We start from the raw sequence: 17,598 nt of genomic DNA, 5'->3' as shown, positions 1-17,598 counted from the left end.
AAGGCGCAGACGCCTTCACCCGAGCGACGACTAAGGCACGTGGCGCTATAATTGCCCGTGCCTGGGATCCTCCGGCTAGCGCTTCCTCTGCGCGCGCCTTGACAGCATGTTCAACGCTTCGATCAGCGCCGAGAACGCCATCGCTGCATAGATGTAGCCCTTGGGCACATGGGCCCCGAAGCCTTCCGCGATCAGCGTCATGCCGATCATCATGAGGAAGCCGAGGGCCAGCATGACCACCGTCGGATTGGCCTGAATGAACCGCGCGAGAGGATCGGCCGCCAGCAACATGACCGCCACCGCAACGACGACGGCGATCACCATGATCGGCACGTGATCGGTCATGCCGACAGCCGTGATGATGCTGTCGATGGAGAAGACCAGATCCAGGAGCAGGATCTGCACGATTGCCGCCCCAAAGGTCATCCCTGCCTTTTGTCCCTCGAACATATCAGGTCCCGGGTCGGGGTCGACGTTGTGATGGATCTCCTTGGTAGCCTTCCAGACCAGGAAGAGGCCGCCTGCGATCAGGATCAGGTCCCTCCAGGAGAAACCATGGCCGAAGGCCGTAAAAAGCGGCTCGGTCAGCTGCACGATGATGGCAATCGTTCCAAGCAGGCCGAGGCGAAGAACGAGGGCAAGGCCAATGCCGATCCGGCGGGCCTTTGCCTGCTGATGAGCAGGCAGCTTGTTGGTCAGAATCGAAATGAAGATGAGGTTGTCGATGCCGAGTACAACTTCCATGATGACGAGGGTCGCCAATGCGACCCAAGCTGTAGGATCCGCAGCCAAGGCGTAGATCTGATCCATGAGGCTCCCCCTGTAAATTCACCCCTTATGTTTGCTTACGGTGAAGCTTCTGCAAGGAGCGTGCCGCATTCTCTGGGGAGAGGCACCTGAAAGCCACGGCATGGGAGTACGGTTCCTCTGCTTCGAGCCTGAGCCATTCGCTTGGGCAAAGCCTGTGCTTTCAAAGGCTTATTCCGTCTTCCCTGCCGCGACACTGAAACCATGGAACCAGGAACAGCGGGAGAAGCGTTCCCCTTTCAGGATGTTGTGGAGGCATGTCATGGCAGGAGGATCGGGACGGTGGCTGTTGACCGCCTCACTCTTGAGTATCCTTGCAAGCCCCTCTGCGAGCCTTGCACAGGCAGAGCGTGCCTGGGTCGACCCGCCGCCTGAGACAGGCTCTCAAACGCCGACCCCCGCCCCCTCCGCTGCGCCGCCGTCATCTCCGCCGCCTCCGCAGGCTGCTGCCCCCGATCCGGCTCCTGCCGCCCCCCAGCAGGCCTCGACGGCCCCCTCTGCAGAGGCGGGCGAGGAGAAGAAGGATGTAGCGCCCCCCTCCCCTGCGGCGGCGCGCAAGCCTGGCTCCGAGAACCCGGCGAAGCAAAAAGCTGCTGCCGAGCGCAAAGTTCGCAGCAGCCCGCCTCGCCAAGCCAGTTCGCCCGTACGGAGCCGGAGGGAGGAGCAAAGCGCGCGGCGGCGCGAACCTGCAACGGAAGCATCGCGGGAAGCATCGCGGGCAGAGCCCCGCAGCAGGATCGAGCGGCGCGCCAGGATCACGCGCAATGGCAGGATCCAGGAGGAAGGCGGATCAGACCTCCAGCTCATGAGGCTGCGAACCATTCAGCTCCCGGACGGTCGACGCATCGATATTCTGACCCGCCCTGATCAGGACATCGCATCCGAGCTGCCGGACGGATATTGACGGATCGGCTCCGCTCCTTGGATTCCACGACGATGCTTACTTGATCTGCTGCTCGATTGCGCCGCGATCCATTTGATGCAGCCCCTTCGCTCCATCTCCAACGCGCATGGCGGTGTCCGCGGCGTGGCGGCGGATATCCAGCCAAAGACGCTGCTCGCGCTGAGCATCTGCCAGGGCACGATGCACGGCAGGACCGAGCTCATCGTCCCTGCGCTGAGCCTGCGCAAGGATGTCCCGCATGAGATCCCTTTGGAGCTTAGCCGAAACATTACCGGCCTGCAGTGCTTCGCGCATAGCCCGCCGGTGGGCTGCGTCGGTGTCCTCAAGGCGCAGCGCATGGCGGGGCAGGCCCGCCGTACGCAGCAGCTTGCTCAGCCACTTGCCATCCCAGGACGGAGCCGTTGCGTAGAGTGCGGCCCCTGTCAGAACCAGGACCATCCGTTGAGCGACTTCCTCAAGCGGCGTCCCCTCCGCGACCAGTTGCTTGCGGGAAATGCCGTGCACGGCTTCGGCTTTGGCGTCCCAATCGTTCCATGACGCAGCAGGCCTGATGAGATGGCTCTCCTCCTCGCCGGTTGCGAAAACCCAGGCGACCTCGATGGGGTAGCCATGCTTTCCCAGGGAAGAAGCTTCGAAATCAAGAAAAGCGATATGCGGCAGATCGGTCATCGAGGATCGGCTCCACAGGTGAGCGTTCAGGGGCCTCTTGAGAACTCGTTCCATCCCTCGCAGCCTGTGGGCGAACAGACGTGCCGAAGCGTGGACTATGAAGGCGTCTCCTCCGAGAGCCGCGCGTGAACGGCCTCGAGCAGGACATCGTCGGACATGCTCTTCTCCCAGTCTCCGGGGAGTTCGAGCCGGACCGACTTTGCGCCGCCGCTTGGCGTGCAAACCACATGAACACGATCGGAGGAGCCCTCCACCCGCGCGGCCTCTGTCTTCTCGGGATCGTTGCCGAGGCCGGCGAAAGCCTGGATGCAGGACCAAACGACGCCTTCTGCGTCGGTGACTTCACGCGCCATGTCTCGTGCTCTCCATGCGGTGTACGTTTCCGATGCGGCGATCCTCGGGCCGCGTTGCACAGGTCTGATCCGAGCATCCCTGTGGTCACGGCGCAACGAGAACGGCGACATCACGGGCTTCATGTACGATCTTCAGCCCGGCCGTTAACGCTCGAGCCATCGGTAAGGCTCCGCAGCAGGACACCGGCGCGGCTGCCTGCAATCAGGATGGTGCCCAGCGGCATCCGAGGGCCCGCGAGCAGCCCCGGAGGAGGAGCCTGGACCCGATTGCCGATCCGGCTTCATGCCTTGCGTCTTGACAGGATCGCACGACGGGCGGAGCCTCTTCCGGTCCTGCAGAGACACTGCTCCACCTGGAGAGAACCATGGCCAAGAACGTCAAGGAACTGCTGGCGGAAGCGAACGCCGCCGTACCCAGGCTTTCCCCGGATGAGGCCGTCGAGAAGATGAGATCCGGCGATGTGCTCGTCGTGGACGTGCGCGACCCGACGGAGGTTCAGCAGACGGGCAGGCTCAAGGGTGCGGTGAACGTCTCGCGCGGCATGCTGGAGTTCCGGGCCGACCCTGAGAGCCAGTACCACAATCCGGCCTTTCAGAAGGACAAGGTCATCCTTCTGCATTGTGCATCGGGCGGCCGCTCCGCCCTGGCGGGCAAGACCCTTCAGGACATGGGCTACACGGCGGTCTTCAACATCGGAGGCTTCAAGGATTTGGCGGAAGCCGGAATCGATACGGAGCCTGCCTGACCTCGAGCCGTCACCGAGCGGTCTCGAGGGCCCTGTCTGAGATCGCTCGATGATGCAGGCAAGCCGCCTTGTCTGGCGCTGCCTATTGCGGGCTTGCCAAGGTGAAGACCGAAGTGCGCGATGGAGATACGGACCCCGTCGACACGGGATCGCTCACCCCGGTTCGAAGCGCCCGGAGCAGCCCTTTCCGCTTCGCTTCGTAGTAATAGCCCCCCGCATACAGGGATACGGCGCGGTCGGGATTGCCGCCTGCCACCCGGTAGGCATTCGCCAGATAAGGGACCGCATACGTCAGATTGGTGTTGGCATCGAGGAGGCCCGATGCCGGCCCCGCATACCCCATGCCTCTCGCCGTTGCGTAGCGGATCTGCATCAGGCCCAGATTTCCTCGGCTGGAAGCCCGTGGATTGTAGCCGCTCTCCCGCCGGATCACTCGGTGCACCAATGCCTCCGGAACCCCGTGAACCCGGGCATGCTGCACCACAAGCGCATCGATGGTGGCCCGGTCGGACGCGATGGCGGGCCCGGCACAGGCAGCCGCAACACAGGCCAGAGCAAAACGAGAAATCATTGGCATCCCCTTTGTTTGGAGGGGATGCTCACAAGCAATCGTGGCAAGAGGGCGTCAGCTTGGCCTTAAGGACCCTCGGAGGGGCCCGTTTGGGTCCATTCTCATGGGTTGCGGCGCATCGGGCCATAGATGCATTATCGATGAGCCGATGACCGCTTCCTCCATGCTGGCAAGACCTGAAGCGATGTGCTGCCTCATTACAGATTATCATAATGCGTCTTACTGGGTGAGGCATGACGCCGGCACCCTCACGTTCGATCTCGGGCGCCCATGCCTTCCTTTGGAAGGGCTGCTGCTGCGCCACGAGGCTCGATCCGCAGCCTTCATCACAGCCCATAATCCAGGCAGCAACATCATGCCTGAGAGCGTCAACCGGAGGGCTCAGGAGAGGCTTCGGCAGGAACTGGAGCCCCTAGGCCTCCTGTTCGAGGGGATCGGCGCCGGGGCGGATTGGCCGGACGAGCCTAGTTTTCTGGTTCTGGGGATTGGGCTGGAAGAAGCCAAATCCGTCGGTCTCCGCTACGGCCTGAACGCCATTATCTGGGTTGAGGGCAACACCCTGCAAATCGTGCGGCTCACCCAACCAGAGGCAGCGCGCGCCTGAACCTCGGAGCCATCCGTCCCCGGCGCGGGCCCTGGAACTAGTCCTGCGCATGCACGGCCTCCGCCGCAGTCCATAGCCCCAGAATCATGTCCGGATCGGTAATCCTCAAAAGCTCGTCGGAGGTGAGGCCTATGGATGCGCCATACCGGAGAATCTTCTCCCGATCGGCCTCGAAGGTGTCCTTGTCGGCCCATTCCGGTCGCGCATCGATCAAAGCGTTCATCATCCTCCAGATCCTATGAGAATGAGACTGGCCAACCATCATCGCCCTCCACGCCGGAAACCGTCTTCTGCATTGATGCCCGACAATATAGAACGAATGATGAACGGCAAAACAGGCCTGAAATTCCACCAGGGGTGGATTAACATACATTACGTAATGTTATCATCAAGAGAGCAGGAAAACTGCGCGAGAGATCTGCTCTCCACAGAACCATGACCGCTCGGCAGCCTAAGTTTCTCTACGTATTGTCTTGCTCTGCTTGCGTCGTCTATAGAAACAAGCTTGCCACCGAGCGTTGCGCGGCCGAATGAAACGTCTGTTCTCAGCAGTCCATCTAAACCTGATAGCAGGCATCATCGCCCTGGGCATCCTGGGGGTTTCGGCCCATACCCTGTGGGTGGACCACCAGGACACGTGGCAGTCGGCGGAAAAGTCTTCCCGGAACATCCTGACCGCCATCGGGCGCAGCCTCGACAGGGATTTCGATCTTTTGGACCTTTCCCTGAAGGGCGCCATCGAGGGTCTCGATCATCTCGCCTTCAGGCAGCTCCCGCCCGATCTCCAGTACAGGATGCTTTTCGATCGCTCCGTCTCGGCCTCCTTCATGGGGTCGCTGCTGGTTGTCGACAGAACCGGCAACCTCGTCGCCGATGCGGGCCCGATCATTGCCCAGCGCTCTCTCAATGTTGCCGATCAGGAGTACTTCAAGGCTCACAGGGAGAACCATCACCTCGGACTGCACGTGAGCCGCCCCTTCAAAAGCACGACCGGAGGCGGCGAGCTGAGCATCGGCATCAGCCGGAGGCTTTCCGATCCGGCGGGGCACTTCGCAGGCATCACGATGGGGTCGATCTCCCTGCCCAACCTGAACCAGCTGTTCAGGGATCTAAGCCTTGGCCAGCAGGGGGCGATCAACCTGTTTCGGACCGACGGCATCCTGCTGACGCGACACCCTTTCGACGAAAGCCAGGTCAATCAGGACTTTGCGGGCTCTCCCCATGTTCAACGCCTGCTGGGGGCAAAATCGGGCACCTTCGAGTCGGTGTCGCCCATCGACGGGGTCCGCCGCCTCATCTCCTTCGAGAAGCTGGACAGATACCCCCTGGTTCTCACCGTTGCGCTCTCGGTGGACGAAATCTTCGCCGGCTGGCAGCGAAAAGCCCTCGTCCTGAGCCTCATGACGGTTATCCTCTGCTTTGCCGTCGTCGGCCTGACGATCCTTTTCCAGCGCGAGCTCAACCGCCGCACGAAAGCCGAGACCAAGCTGAGACGGATCGCCAGAACCGATGATCTGACGGGCCTGCCCAACCGTCGCGCGTTTCGTGAAACGTTCGAGCGCGAATGGCGTCACGCGATCCGCTCGGGCTCGCCGCTCTCCCTGCTGTACATCGACGCGGATTTCTTCAAGAAGTTCAATGATCAGTACGGTCATGGCAGGGGCGACGAGGTGCTCCGCCAGATAGCCGCCACGTTGGATGCCAACATTCGCCGCCCGCGTGACATCGCAGCCCGATACGGCGGAGAAGAATTCGTCGTCGTCCTTCCCGAGACCGATCCCAATGGCGCTCAGATCATCGCGGAGAACATCCGGCAGGCGATCCTGGCGATGGGCATCGTGCATGACGGGAGCCCTCATCGGCGCGTGACGGTCAGCATCGGGATCGCTTCGGCCACACCGTCCCGCAGCAGCGAAAGAGCCATCCTGCAGGAGGTTGCGGACAAGGCCCTCTACCAAGCCAAGGCGGCAGGCCGCAACTGCGTTCGCGGCCCCAACGATGCCGCCGCACACTCGCACGGCCCCATCCTGCCGCATGCAGCAGCCTGATGAAGCCGGAGACGAGCCAAACACGTCACGGATAAGGGCGAGCGGTCCGAAAGAAGAGCGCCTCTCCTGGGCCTCTCATACGAAGCCTCAGGCGCCTTGCGATCGATCTGCGATGATTGATGAAGTCCTCAGGCCTCACAGGACTGGGATGGTAGCGGAGGTCCGATACAGCCTTTCCCCCATGACGAGAATCCCTTGATTCCTTTCAGATCGGACTGATGAAGGCATCAGTTGCAGTCCCATGCCAGCAAGCACCGATAACGTGCAGGCAACGAGTTGTGCCCACAATTCACAGGCAAAGATATTATGGTTAATGAGCGCCTAACTGCCTCTTTCTCAGCCGAATCGCTGCGTCCAATCGGGAGCGGCGGCAGGTTGGGAGGCGGCGATGGAGAGCGAGGTCGGCATTGGCAAGCGGCATCCGAGTGTCCCCGACGCAGAACTGTTGCGCCGAATAGCGCATGACATGCGTTCCCTCTATGCCGATGTGATCAGGCAACCCCTGCCCAGCAACATCGAGGACGCCCTGTCGCGCATTGACCGGGAGCAGCGCGGTGCCACGTGTCAGAGGCAGCAGGTTGGGGCCGAAAGCCTCGGCTGATGGCTCAGTCAGATACTGGCCAGAAGCGCGAGTGCCAGGAAAACAGACCCCACAAGGACCGCAGCACCGGTCCATGCAACCCCTCGCGGACGGCTGTGGAAGTTAACTGCCTGGGGTACTGCCATCCCCTGCATCCTATGGCTAAGGAATACTGTGGCCTCATGGCAATTTAATCAAAGAACCGAAGAGCGTATCGGGAGCAAAGGGAGTGCTACAAAAGAGTCGGATCAGGTTGGGTGACCTTCCGTGTCCTCGATCCCAGGCGACGGCTCGACCGGTATCTGCTGATCCGGCACCCTCGCACTCTGGGTTAGGTCGCGCTCCCCATTCTGGTGGGTGGGTTGCCGGTTTCATCAGGCGCTGTTCGTCTGCTGCTCTTTGGGCAACCCATTATCCCGATGGCGGTTGAGATCATCTTCCAGCATGTCTCGAAGTCGGATCAGGGTGTCGCGATGTCGGACCTCGATCTTTGGCGAGCTTACCCTCCCGTGGATCAACCTTAACAACGAAATAATGTCGGCCTCGGGCATGATCCAGCGGCGCGTCCTCTGTTGCATAAATGACCTCCAGATTGTTTTGACCGGGATGTGGGGTAGTGAGCTTGGGCGACTTGTGACCAATCCACGAACAAGATGACTGGCTTTCGCCAAGACAGCACCCTCTTACCACCCCATCGTTAGCTTCTGGTCACTTGCTCAACTGCAAAGCTCCGGTGCCTCTGCCCTGAGCCGGGGAGCAGATGGTTCAGCAGAGCCTTCTCGGGTGGTGGCCTGAAAGAGATAGAAGCCGTTGTAGCGCACACCAGCACGGGCTGCTCTGTCCTGAAAGCCAGATGGCGCAACATCTTGGCTACGGAGAACCCGCTCGAAGGCCCATGCATCAACATCGATAAATCCGGGAACCGGACGGTCTTCAGGCACTGCACAGAAGAGCTTCGGTCGTTGCTTGTTGCGGAAGAGGTTGTATGCACACTCCCGCAGGATCGGGTCTGCTACTGCCAAGGCGTGGATCATTGTCATGGCATTTTCCCCTACCGGCCTCATGTGCTCCCTTCTTACAGAGAGACTCGCACGTCTGCGCCAGCACATGATCTGGACCTAAGCTCGATTCGGAGCACTACGTCAGTCGGGTTTCCAACACACGCTCAGAAAAGGTCGAGCTTCCGTGGGGCGTCCCTGTAAATTATCTAAGCTTTGCTTTGAAGATGCTACTGGAAATAGACGATGTGGGTGGTTCAGGAGGTCCTGGGCCTGTTGATCCACACCACGGCAGTAGATTATACTTTGGGAAAGTATTTTGCTGCTTTGGCTTATGGGGCGGACAGAGGCTATTGGGCTTCTGGGTTAGGATGCTGCGTTGATCCCGCTCCAGCTTTGAGGAGGGTGCCATGCAATCCACGTTCCATATTGGCCAGCTTGTTCGCCTTCAGGCACCTCATGCTCAGGGCGAGAGTCGGACCTACTGCATCACTGGGGTTCTCACCGTCGCCCATGAGGGCACCTCGGCTTACCTCATCAAAAACATCACCGGAGCGGAGCGCGTGGTGAAGCCGCAGGACATCAAAGCAGCTTCGGCTGATGCGGTGCCATAAGGAGGCCAACCAACCTGCCCGGTCAGCGATAACCTCATCCTACCCCTGATTTGCCTATAGCTCCGGTCGAAACTGAGCGTCATCCTCGGGGTCGGACGAAAGGATGCTCATCATGCGCAAGACAGCCATTGCCGCAGCGGGTGTGTTTTTGATCAGCGGGCTCGCGGTGCTGGCTCAGCAGGGTGACCCGATCACCCAGCGCCAGAACCTGATGAAGAACAATCAGGAGCAGTTGCGTTTGTTGACCGGGATGTCGCGAGGACAGGTGCCGTTCAACGCAGCAACCGCCCAAGCGGCTCTCCAACGGATCGAGCAGAACGCCCAGCAAACCCCTGCGCTGTTCCCGGCAGGATCGCAGCAGGGCAAGACCGCCGCTCTTCCGGTGATCTGGGAGCGCAAAGCCGACTTCGATGCTCGTGCGGCCAAGCTCCAACAGGATGCCAGGGCGGCTCAGACCGGGATCACGGATCAGGCCAGTCTGCAAGCTGTGGTCCAACGGGTGGGACAGAACTGCGGCGGCTGTCACGAGACCTACCGCAGGAAGGATAGCTGATAAAAAAGACCAGGGGCTTGAGGCGAACAGAACCCTTCTCTGGGAGGGGTCGCAATGTGGTATCCCAAGGTTCCGTGGCTACTCTCCGTTCTTGTGACCGGGCTCCTGACCGTTGCCCCTGCGTGGCATCGCGCGCCGACCGACGTTGATCTGGCCCTTGTTCTGGCGGTTGATGTCTCGACCTCCATGGACCCTGACGAGCAGAACCTGCAAAGACAGGGCTATGTGGAGGCGTTCCGCTCGCCCCTGGTTCATCATGCGATTTATACTGGCATGCTCGGGCGGATCGCGGTCACCTATGTGGAATGGGCCGGGGCTCATACTCCAGGCTACCAGAGTGTCATCATACCCTGGACCATCTTGGAAAGCCCTAAGGACGCTATCGCCTTTGCTAACGGGTTGGCCCGTGCTCCCAGTCACCGTGTACCGGGTACGTCCATCTCAAAAGCCATTGACTTCAGCATGGCTCTCCTCTCGTCCGGTGACTTCCGCGCAAGGCGGCGGGTGATCGACATCTCAGGTGATGGCTCGAACAACCAGGGAGGTTTGGTCACGGAGGCGCGCGACAAGGCCATTGCGCGGGGTGTGACCATCAACGGCCTCCCGATCATGCTCAAGGAGCCTGAGCGGGGAGAAAATGCGACCCTGGACGCGTATTACCGTGATTGTGTGATTGGAGGCTCAAACGCGTTCATGATCCCGGTGCGCGAGCGCAAACAGTTCCTGATGGAAACCAGGGCCAAGATCGTCCGCGAGATTGCAGATGCGGCTGGACCGGGTTCTCTGGCCCACTCTGTCGGAGGGCGACCGCTGACCGAGTGCGACACCAGTGAGAGCGTCTGGGACGATTTCGCGCCAGACCCTCATGCACCAGGGATCGGCTCTGGGCACGACCTGTAGGAGCTTATGCTTCAGTGCTGGCTCTCGTCGGAGGGTTGATCAGCAAGCCTCTTGATCTCGAACACCACCGCAGTGACAAAGGCTGAAACGACCAAGAAGGTCATAAGTGTCGTGAACGCCCCGTCCTGAACGCCTGGGTTCATCCCGACCAGTGGGATCAGGAGCAAGGCGGGGATGCCAAGGGTGATGGCGGCAAGGAGGTAGAGCGGGTTGGCGTCCTCCTCTGACGTGAGTGCCCGTTGTGAACGGCGGGTTGATTGCGCCTGGGTCCAGACCTTGATGCGGCCTGAGAGACCCTTCACCCACTCTGAGATGCCATGGAGGCGCGGGTTCACTGTCTCTATGGCTGGTAACGTCATGGTGCAATCCTCTGGTGAGCAAACCACAGGAGTCTGACAGCCAAGCCCACGCTTCGCAAGCAACGAGGCGCTCGATCCCAGCCATTAACCATCAGAATTCTGAAAAGCGGGTGAAGGAACCCGGACCCCACGCTGTGGTTGGCTCGAGAGACTCAGGCACTGACGGAGGCGGTCTATGATCTGTCCATTCTGCAAGCAAGAGGTCGATGAGCCCTGCCAGAACACAGTAGAGATGCAGCGGCGAGCCAACCAAATTGAGCGATGCAATTACGCTCTCAAAAGCTTAAAAGGCATCGTATTCGGCTAACCGTGGCGGTTGGTATAGCGGCGCTTTTTGGTGAGCTTCTTCTGCCCTTCGAGCGTCTTGGCTGGGGCAATCACCTCCTTGTGGCGGCGGGTGTGCTTCTTGAACGATGGCCTCACACGCGATTTACCAGCCATGGCCCGTATTCCTTGCATCAACGATCAAACAACAATGGGTGGGTACGTTTCCCGAGTAACCAATCAGACCCGGACGCTATTCTTGGAATTCTCGTGTCGGACGAGCCGTTCCACAAGCTCTGCCAGCCGAGCCGGAAGTGGAGCCTCGACCGGTCCGTAGGCTACCCGGAGCCGTTCCCCAAGCTGCTGAAGGTCATACGCATCCACTGGCTCGTTCGCAGGAGTGTCGGTGGGGAGACGAAACATGACTGTCTGCGCGTCAGTGGGAAGCAAGGCTTGTTGCATTGAGACACTCTCGCTGACGGCACGAATGGCCGCTGAATACCCCTATGACCTCGCCCTCGTTCAGGGTCTCGTATATGCAATGCAGCGGGAACTTTGTGGCAATTGTACGAACCGCGTATCAGGCTTCGACTCTGACAACACACTTCTACTACCTTTGAGTAGACTTCTGGTTGCTTGCTCAGTCGCAATGTTCCGCTGTGTCGGCCCCTTAAACTACAGTTCACACGCGGCTGATCGTCTGATGAAAGTTCGTGCTTTAAGAACTCGTTTAGTCGGGCACCCTATTGTTGACGACCAGCGACGATGATCGCTTAGCCTCTGGGACTGGAGCATGGCTCGGGAGTTCCCACGCATGAGCAAGACCGACAAGCGCCATTCCACCTCCCGAGCGGGCCTCCTGCATACAGACCCGCGTACCATCTCGGCTGTCCGAGACAAGCTCGGTGAGGAGCTTCGTGCGATGTACGGACGGCTTGCAGATGAGCCTCTTCCTGACCGCCTCCTCAAGCTCGTGTGGCAGTTAGATCAGCCTCATTCCAAGGGGAAGCCATGACACTGCCCCCAGACCTTCACGACGGCCTTCTCCAGTCTATTCCCTCGATGAGGGCTTTTGCCATCTCCCTCACCGGCAACATCGATCAGGCTGACGACTTGGTGCAGGAGGCGATGGTACGTGGGCTGACTTACATCAATCAGTTCCAACCCGGCACAAACATCCAAGCTTGGCTTTTCACCATCCTGCGCAACCAGTTTCACACATTTTATCGGAAGAGACGACGGGAAGTGGAAGACCCCGATGGCGGTATCGCAGCCCGCCTTGCCGTCCCTCCCGAGCAAGATGGACGCGTTGATGTGGAAGACCTCAAGGCTGCTTTAGCCCAACTGCCCGTCGTTCAACGGGAGGCTCTTCTGCTCGTGGGGCCACAGGGGTTCTCATACGAGGAGGCTGCTGCAATCTGCGGAGCACGGATTGGAACCATCAAGAGCCGGGTCAACCGTGCCCGGACCCGACTGGCTGAACTGCTCGGCATCGAAAGCCCGGACGACATAGGAGCAGATCGGGTTGTGAAAGCCACGATCTTCAACGAGACCTACACCCGGTAACAGCCTCCCGGCCCAGCACCTCATCATCTTCGTCGCGGATCGTAGTAGTTGATAAAATTTTGGACCATATGGTGCTGAATGGGAGCACCTCATCCTCAATAGGTATGCGAGGTCGTTCGAGGCTCAGATCAGAAGATGGTAAACTCCTGCTGCTCGTCTGAAGCGGCGAGCAGGGAGGGAAAGATGCCAACCTTCATCGGTTATGGACGGTTCACCCGTGAGGCCATGCAAGGCATGTTGCAGACCCCCGAAGATCGCACCGGGCCAGTCTCGAAACTGTTCGAGGCAATGGGTGGGCGGTTGATCTCGTGGCATATGACACCCGGCTGTGACTTCGATTGGCTGCTGTTTGCGGAAGCTCCTGACGAGGAAGTTGTGGTCGCAGCCGGTCTCGTGGCCACGGGAGGTGGCGGCGTACAGGATATCAAGGTAGCCCGTGCGCTGAGCGGCCCAGAGACGATGGCGCTGTTCCAGAAGGGTGGTGAGGCGGCTCGCAGCTTCAAGTCAGCGGGTCAACCCGCCCCATCAGAACGGCTGAGGGGCAATTAGTCAAAGCAGAGCCATTGATCAGGGTAGCTCCATTACTCGCACCAGACGGACTGCCCTGATCTGTTCTCAGAGGTGTTTGAACTCACATGAAGGGGTAATGACGGTCGGGTAGTCGTTAGTCGGAGCGGTGTTATGCTGATCTTGCCCGCTCATTGGAAGGAGGAAGATCATGCGAAGCCTCTGTTTGCTTACTGCTATCTGCCTGTGCGGAACGGTCCCTGCCTTGGCGCAAGACAAGGCCACCATTCAGAGCCTGAATGACAAGTTTGCTCAAGCCTTCAATGCAGGTGACGTAGCAGCCGTCGCGGCTCTCTACACGGATGATGCCGTCATCCTGCCGCCTGGAGGCGAGATGATGAGGGGCACCAGCGCCGTTCAGGCATTCTGGAAGGGTGCTGCGGAGCAGCTTGGCAATGGTAAGCTCACAACAGTTGAAGTAAAGCCGCTTGGGAGCGACAGAGCCCTTGAGATTGGTACCTTCTCGTTCCAGACAAAAGCATCGCAGCCACAGGACATCACTGGCAAATATGTAGTGGTCTGGGAAAAGGTCGGAAGTGATTGGAAGCTCGCAACCGATATCTGGAATACCAACAAGTAGCACAGACCCCCGTTCTGCCGTTCCCAGTGAAACTTAGCTTTTGAAGCATCGCGCATTGCGCTTCAGGCTGGACACCGCGTCCGCCCAGCGGCACAATCTGTCCTGAAATTGCACCGAGGGTCCCATGGATCGCCAGGAGCACAGGGTCGAGCGGCGGCTTGCGGCGATCTTCGCGGCGGATGTGGCAGGTTATGTGCGCCTGATGGGCCAAGACGAGGTCGGGACACTCCGCAGCCTGACCGCCCACCGGCAGATTATGGACCAGCTAATCGCCGAGCATGGCGGGCGGATTGCCAACACAGCCGGGGATAGTGTCTTGGCCGAGTTCCCCAGTGCCGTAGATGCGGTCCAGTGTGCCGTAGAGATACAACACGCCCTTTCGCAAGCTAACCACGACATCCCGGAGGGGCACCGTCTGGAATTTCGGATTGGCATTCATGTCGGTGATGTCATGGTTCAAGGTGGCGATCTGCTCGGAGACGGGGTGAATGTTGCCGCCCGGTTGGAGAGTCTCGCTGAACCAGGAACTGTTTACATCTCTGATGCCACCCACATGTATGTTCGCCGCCTACCAACCCTCGGCTTTGATGATCTCGGACCGCAGGAGATCAAGAGCATAGACGAACGAGTGCGCGTCTACCGTGTTGCGGCTTCACCTTCAGCCCCCTTGACCTCAGCACAAGCAGCAAGGCCAGCAAAGGTCCTTTCCCTTCCTGACAAGCCGTCCATTGCTGTGCTGCCTTTCATGAACATGAGCCCTGACCCTGAACAGGCGTTCTTCGCGGATGGCATGACCGAAGACATCATCACCGGTCTCTCGCGCTTGAAGTGGCTGTTCGTCATTGCTCGCAACTCTACGTTGGCTTACCAGTCCAGGGCAGTGGATGTTCGTCAGGTTGGTCAGGACCTCGGCGTTCGCTATGTGCTCGAAGGTGGTGTCAGGGTGTCAGGCCGCCGCATGCGCATCACCAGCCAGTTGGTCGAGGCGGCAAGTGGCAGACACATCTGGGCTGAACGCTACGACAGACAGCTTGACGATGTGTTTGCGGTTCAAGACGAGATCACATCAAGCGTCGTTGCTGCTATCGAGCCGCACTTGTATGCCGAGGAAGGTGCTCGTGTAGCAAGCCAATCTCCTGACCACATCAGCACATGGGGTCTCGTTGTCCGCTCGATTACGTTGATCAGCAAGCTCGGACGCAAGGAGAATGAGGAGGCGCAATCTCTTCTCGAACGAGCCATTACGATAGAGCCTACCTATGCGAAGGCTCCTGCAATCTTAAGCTGGGCTTTGTGGTGGGCAGGGTACAACTACTGGCTTCCGGACTGGGATCAAAGTGCTGCCGAGGCCCAACGCTATGCGGAACAGGCGCTGGCTCTTGACGCAAGCGAACCGTGGGCTCGCATGATGTTGGGCCTGTGTGTCAGCGCCGATGGTCAGCACGAACGCGCCCTGCCGGACCTTGAAGCTGCCCTGCGGGTCAACCCGAGTTTTGCGTTGGCCCACACGATCTATGGATGGGCACTGGCTCGGGCTGGACGGTTCGATGATGCCGTCTTGGGGACGCAGATGGCTCTTCGCCTCAGCCCTGCGGACACCTTCCTAAGCTTCTATGAATTCTTCCACGGCTTTACGCTCCTGGTCAGTGGCCGTTTTAAGGATGCGCTTCCCTACCTTCGCAGAGGCATTGTCGCCTTTCCGAACGTCCCGACCCATTTCGCTCCGTTGATTAGCTGCCACGGTCATCTTGGATTGTTAGACCAGACAGAGGCGCTTTTGGCACACCGGAACTCTTTTGCTGCACCGCCGCTCACGGTAAGCTTGGTCCGAAACATGCTGCGGAAATTTGCGTATGGCCCAATCATCGCGGAGGGTTTGATCAAGGCCGGTGTCCCTGAGAGTTGATCAATCAAGGCGTACCGAAATGGCGCAAAATTCGCGCCAGCAGCCTACCGCGCGCGAGGACGGCTGGCCTGAGTATCTGTCAGCAGGTTTCCGAACTCTCCGCCGAGCATGGTGGAAGTTCACTCGTTATAAAAGGGGTGAGTTGAGGTTCATGTTGACAGCGGGATTCCATGGTCGCGTTCATTGACTTGACGGTGCCCTAACGCTCTGGCAGCGTTCTGAGAAACAACGTCAGAACAAAGACCTACGCCAACCATGATCAAGTCCGAACTGGTCCAGAAGCTCGCTGAGCAGAACCCGCATCTGTATTCGCGTGACATAGAGAAGGTCGTGAACGCGATTCTCGGCACCATCGGCGATGCGCTCGCACAAGAGGATCGGGTTGAGCTTCGTGGCTTTGGCACGTTCACGGTGAAGAAGCGTGGTGCTCGCACGGGCCGCAACCCAAAGACCGGTGATCCCGTTGCGGTGGTCGAGAAATCTGTACCCGCCTTCAAAACGGGCAAGGAAATGCGCCGCCGACTTAATCCTACGTCACCGGGTCGGGCGAACAGGCGATCCGCTGCTGTGCTCTCGTGACCATTAAGGGCGAGAAGGACGATGTTACTGGACGTGATCAAACGGTTAGGGATTTCGGCTTTCTTCATGTGGGCTCATGTCGATCCGATATGAGCCCGCTCAGTGTACCGAACTTCAATAGAAGGCAGAAGGTGCTTCCTGCGGGAACGAATGCTCCCTTACAGGAACCTTAACCGCATTTCGAATGTCCCGGAATGGCTGGTTTAGCCGACCGAAGCTGGATCGGTCCGTTCGATGGGCTCTGCCGGGTGAATCGATGAGATCGCATGTTTGTAAACGACCTGGGTGCCACTCCCTCGCACGAGGAGGATGGTGAAGTTATCGAACTGTCTGATCTGGCCTTGCAGCTTGATCCCGTTGACGAGAAACATAGTCACATCAAGTTTGTTGTCGCGCAGATGCTTGAGAAACGCATCCTGAATCGTTGCAGCAGATTGTGCGGACACGCTGTACCCCTTCTGCCAGCATCCTTGGCGGGCCGCTTTTTTCAGTGCTCAGCAGCACCGGCATGATTGTCAATCAGGCGAACCGGCACGTCCTGTAGAATGCTCAGACACGACCTTGGACGATTGCGACTGGGGTAAACCGCTCAACTTCAACCATCCTTGTGCCTTGAGGGACCTCTTGATCCGCAGAGCCTCGTATTCCGCCTGTCTGCTCCTCCAGACGAAGGCTGAGCCGCTCGATTTCGATATCCGTTATTGGTGGCCCGTGCTCGGCGATCATCTCGGCAAGGTCCTCCGGGAGAGCATCAAGCTGCTCCTGGAGGAGGAAAAGCGCGGCACGGATGGTACTCAACTCCCGTTCGTCAACGACAAGGGCGAGTTTCTTCATGGGGTAGTATCGGCCTCTAAGCTTACCCTTTTATGCTATGACTATGTACGGCAGAAACAAGGCAGGTTTCCTGTGTATGGAGGCAAAGTTACGGCTCCCTAACGTGCCCAAGGAACTTCGTCCTGGACAGTCTCCTCTGTTATGGTTGGGTAACTTCCCCTGCGGAACCCGCCGAGTAACCCATCAATGCCCGAACCCCGCTCGGCCCGTCTTGCCGTTCTAATCGATGCTGACAACGCTTCTCCACGGATCGCTAATGGTCTCTTCGGGAAGATTGGCAAGCTCGGAGAGGCCAGTGTCCGCCGAATCTATGGTGACTTCTCAGGTTCCCGCTTGAAACCATGGGCGGATATCCTGGCAAAACATGCAGTCATCCCACAGCAGCAGTTCTCTTATACCACCGGCAAAAACGGGTCCGACATTGCCCTCGTAATCGACGCCATGGACCTTCTGTACTCTGGCCAATTCACTGGCTTCTGTCTTGTCTCGTCCGACAGCGACTTTACGCGTCTCGCCCTTCGCATCCGAGAACAGGGTGTTGATGTCTTCGATGGCAATGGTGCGCTCGGCTTTTCCTTTAGCCGGAATAATGACAA

General features: G+C 59.1%; 26 protein-coding genes and 1 pseudogene. 16 read left to right on the top strand and 11 right to left on the bottom strand.

Features of this window, described 5'->3' with window-relative positions:
- Positions 1 to 75: 75 nt before the first annotated feature.
- On the bottom strand, positions 76 to 810 hold the full coding sequence (locus tag JKG68_RS09845; RefSeq protein WP_202058780.1) for a TerC family protein: 735 nt from the start codon (positions 808 to 810) through the stop codon (positions 76 to 78).
- A 259-nt stretch (positions 811 to 1,069) separates the two neighbouring features.
- On the opposite strand from JKG68_RS09845, the gene JKG68_RS09840 reads away from it, so the two are divergent.
- A complete protein-coding gene (locus JKG68_RS09840) occupies positions 1,070 to 1,711 on the top strand; it encodes a hypothetical protein (RefSeq protein ID WP_202058778.1) in 642 nt (213 codons plus the stop codon).
- A 36-nt stretch (positions 1,712 to 1,747) separates the two neighbouring features.
- Here JKG68_RS09840 and JKG68_RS09835 read toward each other — a convergent pair whose 3' ends face one another.
- A complete protein-coding gene (locus tag JKG68_RS09835) occupies positions 1,748 to 2,380 on the bottom strand; it encodes a 3'-5' exonuclease (RefSeq protein ID WP_202058776.1) in 633 nt (210 codons plus the stop codon).
- 95 nt (positions 2,381 to 2,475) lie between these two features.
- Positions 2,476 to 2,733, bottom strand: a complete 258-nt coding sequence (locus JKG68_RS09830; protein ID WP_202058774.1) for a hypothetical protein — start codon at positions 2,731 to 2,733, stop codon at positions 2,476 to 2,478.
- Here JKG68_RS09830 and JKG68_RS09825 point away from each other — a divergent pair.
- Positions 2,732 to 2,881 carry a hypothetical protein gene (locus JKG68_RS09825; RefSeq protein ID WP_202058772.1) on the top strand — a complete coding sequence of 50 codons (150 nt, stop codon included), beginning with the start codon at positions 2,732 to 2,734 and terminating at the stop codon, positions 2,879 to 2,881. The two genes, JKG68_RS09830 and JKG68_RS09825, sit on opposite strands and share 2 nt — an antisense overlap.
- A gap of 217 nt (positions 2,882 to 3,098) precedes the next feature.
- Positions 3,099 to 3,479, top strand: a complete 381-nt coding sequence (locus JKG68_RS09820; RefSeq protein ID WP_202058770.1) for a rhodanese-like domain-containing protein — start codon at positions 3,099 to 3,101, stop codon at positions 3,477 to 3,479.
- Positions 3,480 to 3,561: 82 nt separating this feature from the next.
- Here the strand turns inward: JKG68_RS09820 and JKG68_RS09815 are convergent, their stop codons facing one another.
- Positions 3,562 to 4,047 carry a transglycosylase SLT domain-containing protein gene (locus JKG68_RS09815; protein ID WP_376773130.1) on the bottom strand — a complete coding sequence of 162 codons (486 nt, stop codon included), beginning with the start codon at positions 4,045 to 4,047 and terminating at the stop codon, positions 3,562 to 3,564.
- 151 nt (positions 4,048 to 4,198) lie between these two features.
- Between JKG68_RS09815 and JKG68_RS09810 the strand changes: the two genes are divergently transcribed.
- Positions 4,199 to 4,654 carry a DUF3293 domain-containing protein gene (locus tag JKG68_RS09810; RefSeq protein ID WP_202058766.1) on the top strand — a complete coding sequence of 152 codons (456 nt, stop codon included), beginning with the start codon at positions 4,199 to 4,201 and terminating at the stop codon, positions 4,652 to 4,654.
- A 37-nt stretch (positions 4,655 to 4,691) separates the two neighbouring features.
- Here the strand turns inward: JKG68_RS09810 and JKG68_RS09805 are convergent, their stop codons facing one another.
- A complete protein-coding gene (locus JKG68_RS09805) occupies positions 4,692 to 4,880 on the bottom strand; it encodes a hypothetical protein (RefSeq protein WP_202058764.1) in 189 nt (62 codons plus the stop codon).
- 304 nt (positions 4,881 to 5,184) lie between these two features.
- On the opposite strand from JKG68_RS09805, the gene JKG68_RS09800 reads away from it, so the two are divergent.
- Together JKG68_RS09800 and JKG68_RS09795 are read left to right on the top strand one after the other, a co-directional pair.
- On the top strand, positions 5,185 to 6,702 hold the full coding sequence (locus JKG68_RS09800; RefSeq protein WP_202058762.1) for a sensor domain-containing diguanylate cyclase: 1,518 nt from the start codon (positions 5,185 to 5,187) through the stop codon (positions 6,700 to 6,702).
- Positions 6,703 to 7,090: 388 nt separating this feature from the next.
- On the top strand, positions 7,091 to 7,303 hold the full coding sequence (locus JKG68_RS09795) for a hypothetical protein (RefSeq protein WP_202058760.1): 213 nt from the start codon (positions 7,091 to 7,093) through the stop codon (positions 7,301 to 7,303).
- Between the two features lie 353 nt (positions 7,304 to 7,656).
- Here the strand turns inward: JKG68_RS09795 and JKG68_RS09790 are convergent, their stop codons facing one another.
- A complete protein-coding gene (locus JKG68_RS09790) occupies positions 7,657 to 7,860 on the bottom strand; it encodes a hypothetical protein (protein WP_202058758.1) in 204 nt (67 codons plus the stop codon).
- 138 nt (positions 7,861 to 7,998) lie between these two features.
- Positions 7,999 to 8,322, bottom strand: coding sequence for a hypothetical protein (locus JKG68_RS09785; protein WP_202058756.1), 324 nt, complete (start codon positions 8,320 to 8,322; stop codon positions 7,999 to 8,001).
- A gap of 368 nt (positions 8,323 to 8,690) precedes the next feature.
- Between JKG68_RS09785 and JKG68_RS09780 the strand changes: the two genes are divergently transcribed.
- From JKG68_RS09780 to JKG68_RS09770, 3 genes are all read left to right on the top strand, one after another.
- Positions 8,691 to 8,894 (top strand): hypothetical protein, encoded by a 204-nt coding sequence (locus tag JKG68_RS09780; RefSeq protein WP_202058754.1) that lies wholly within the window; start codon positions 8,691 to 8,693, stop codon positions 8,892 to 8,894.
- Positions 8,895 to 9,006: 112 nt separating this feature from the next.
- A complete protein-coding gene (locus JKG68_RS09775; protein WP_202058752.1) occupies positions 9,007 to 9,447 on the top strand; it encodes a c-type cytochrome in 441 nt (146 codons plus the stop codon).
- Between the two features lie 54 nt (positions 9,448 to 9,501).
- Positions 9,502 to 10,347 carry a DUF1194 domain-containing protein gene (locus JKG68_RS09770; RefSeq protein ID WP_202058749.1) on the top strand — a complete coding sequence of 282 codons (846 nt, stop codon included), beginning with the start codon at positions 9,502 to 9,504 and terminating at the stop codon, positions 10,345 to 10,347.
- A gap of 11 nt (positions 10,348 to 10,358) precedes the next feature.
- Here JKG68_RS09770 and JKG68_RS09765 read toward each other — a convergent pair whose 3' ends face one another.
- On the bottom strand, positions 10,359 to 10,706 hold the full coding sequence (locus JKG68_RS09765) for a hypothetical protein (RefSeq protein WP_202058747.1): 348 nt from the start codon (positions 10,704 to 10,706) through the stop codon (positions 10,359 to 10,361).
- Positions 10,707 to 11,009: 303 nt separating this feature from the next.
- Entirely contained in the window at positions 11,010 to 11,147 is a 138-nt protein-coding gene (locus JKG68_RS09760; protein WP_202058745.1) for a hypothetical protein, read from the bottom strand.
- A 616-nt stretch (positions 11,148 to 11,763) separates the two neighbouring features.
- Between JKG68_RS09760 and JKG68_RS34680 the strand changes: the two genes are divergently transcribed.
- The 6 genes from JKG68_RS34680 (at position 11,764) to JKG68_RS09730 (ending at position 16,168) form a co-directional block, all read left to right on the top strand.
- Positions 11,764 to 11,985 carry a NepR family anti-sigma factor gene (locus JKG68_RS34680; RefSeq protein WP_376773127.1) on the top strand — a complete coding sequence of 74 codons (222 nt, stop codon included), beginning with the start codon at positions 11,764 to 11,766 and terminating at the stop codon, positions 11,983 to 11,985.
- A complete protein-coding gene (locus JKG68_RS09750; RefSeq protein ID WP_202058741.1) occupies positions 11,982 to 12,536 on the top strand; it encodes a sigma-70 family RNA polymerase sigma factor in 555 nt (184 codons plus the stop codon). The genes JKG68_RS34680 and JKG68_RS09750 overlap by 4 nt, the downstream gene beginning before the upstream one ends.
- A 183-nt stretch (positions 12,537 to 12,719) precedes the next feature.
- Entirely contained in the window at positions 12,720 to 13,085 is a 366-nt protein-coding gene (locus JKG68_RS09745) for a GYD domain-containing protein (protein WP_202058739.1), read from the top strand.
- Between the two features lie 223 nt (positions 13,086 to 13,308).
- The gene (locus JKG68_RS09740; RefSeq protein WP_246515275.1) at positions 13,309 to 13,683 is read left to right on the top strand and encodes a YybH family protein; all 375 of its coding nucleotides are present in this window, start codon (positions 13,309 to 13,311) and stop codon (positions 13,681 to 13,683) included.
- 124 nt (positions 13,684 to 13,807) lie between these two features.
- Positions 13,808 to 15,589: an adenylate/guanylate cyclase domain-containing protein gene (locus tag JKG68_RS09735; RefSeq protein WP_202058735.1), complete on the top strand. Its 1,782-nt coding sequence runs from the start codon at positions 13,808 to 13,810 to the stop codon at positions 15,587 to 15,589.
- A gap of 255 nt (positions 15,590 to 15,844) precedes the next feature.
- Positions 15,845 to 16,168: an integration host factor subunit beta gene (locus tag JKG68_RS09730; protein ID WP_202058733.1), complete on the top strand. Its 324-nt coding sequence runs from the start codon at positions 15,845 to 15,847 to the stop codon at positions 16,166 to 16,168.
- A gap of 203 nt (positions 16,169 to 16,371) precedes the next feature.
- Here JKG68_RS09730 and hfq read toward each other — a convergent pair whose 3' ends face one another.
- Positions 16,372 to 16,614, bottom strand: a complete 243-nt coding sequence (gene hfq / locus JKG68_RS09725; protein ID WP_202058731.1) for an RNA chaperone Hfq — start codon at positions 16,612 to 16,614, stop codon at positions 16,372 to 16,374.
- A 103-nt stretch (positions 16,615 to 16,717) separates the two neighbouring features.
- On the bottom strand, positions 16,718 to 17,002 hold the full coding sequence (locus JKG68_RS09720; RefSeq protein ID WP_202058729.1) for a hypothetical protein: 285 nt from the start codon (positions 17,000 to 17,002) through the stop codon (positions 16,718 to 16,720).
- Between the two features lie 186 nt (positions 17,003 to 17,188).
- Between JKG68_RS09720 and JKG68_RS33345 the strand changes: the two are divergent.
- A pseudogene (locus tag JKG68_RS33345) lies at positions 17,189 to 17,551 on the top strand (NYN domain-containing protein); the annotation flags it as partial.
- Positions 17,552 to 17,598 lie beyond the last annotated feature (47 nt).

It is taken from the genome of Microvirga aerilata (genome assembly GCF_016743775.1).
GTDB classification, from domain to species: Bacteria; Pseudomonadota; Alphaproteobacteria; order Rhizobiales; family Beijerinckiaceae; genus Microvirga; species Microvirga aerilata.
This window is presented reverse-complemented; position numbering and strand designations above follow the sequence as displayed.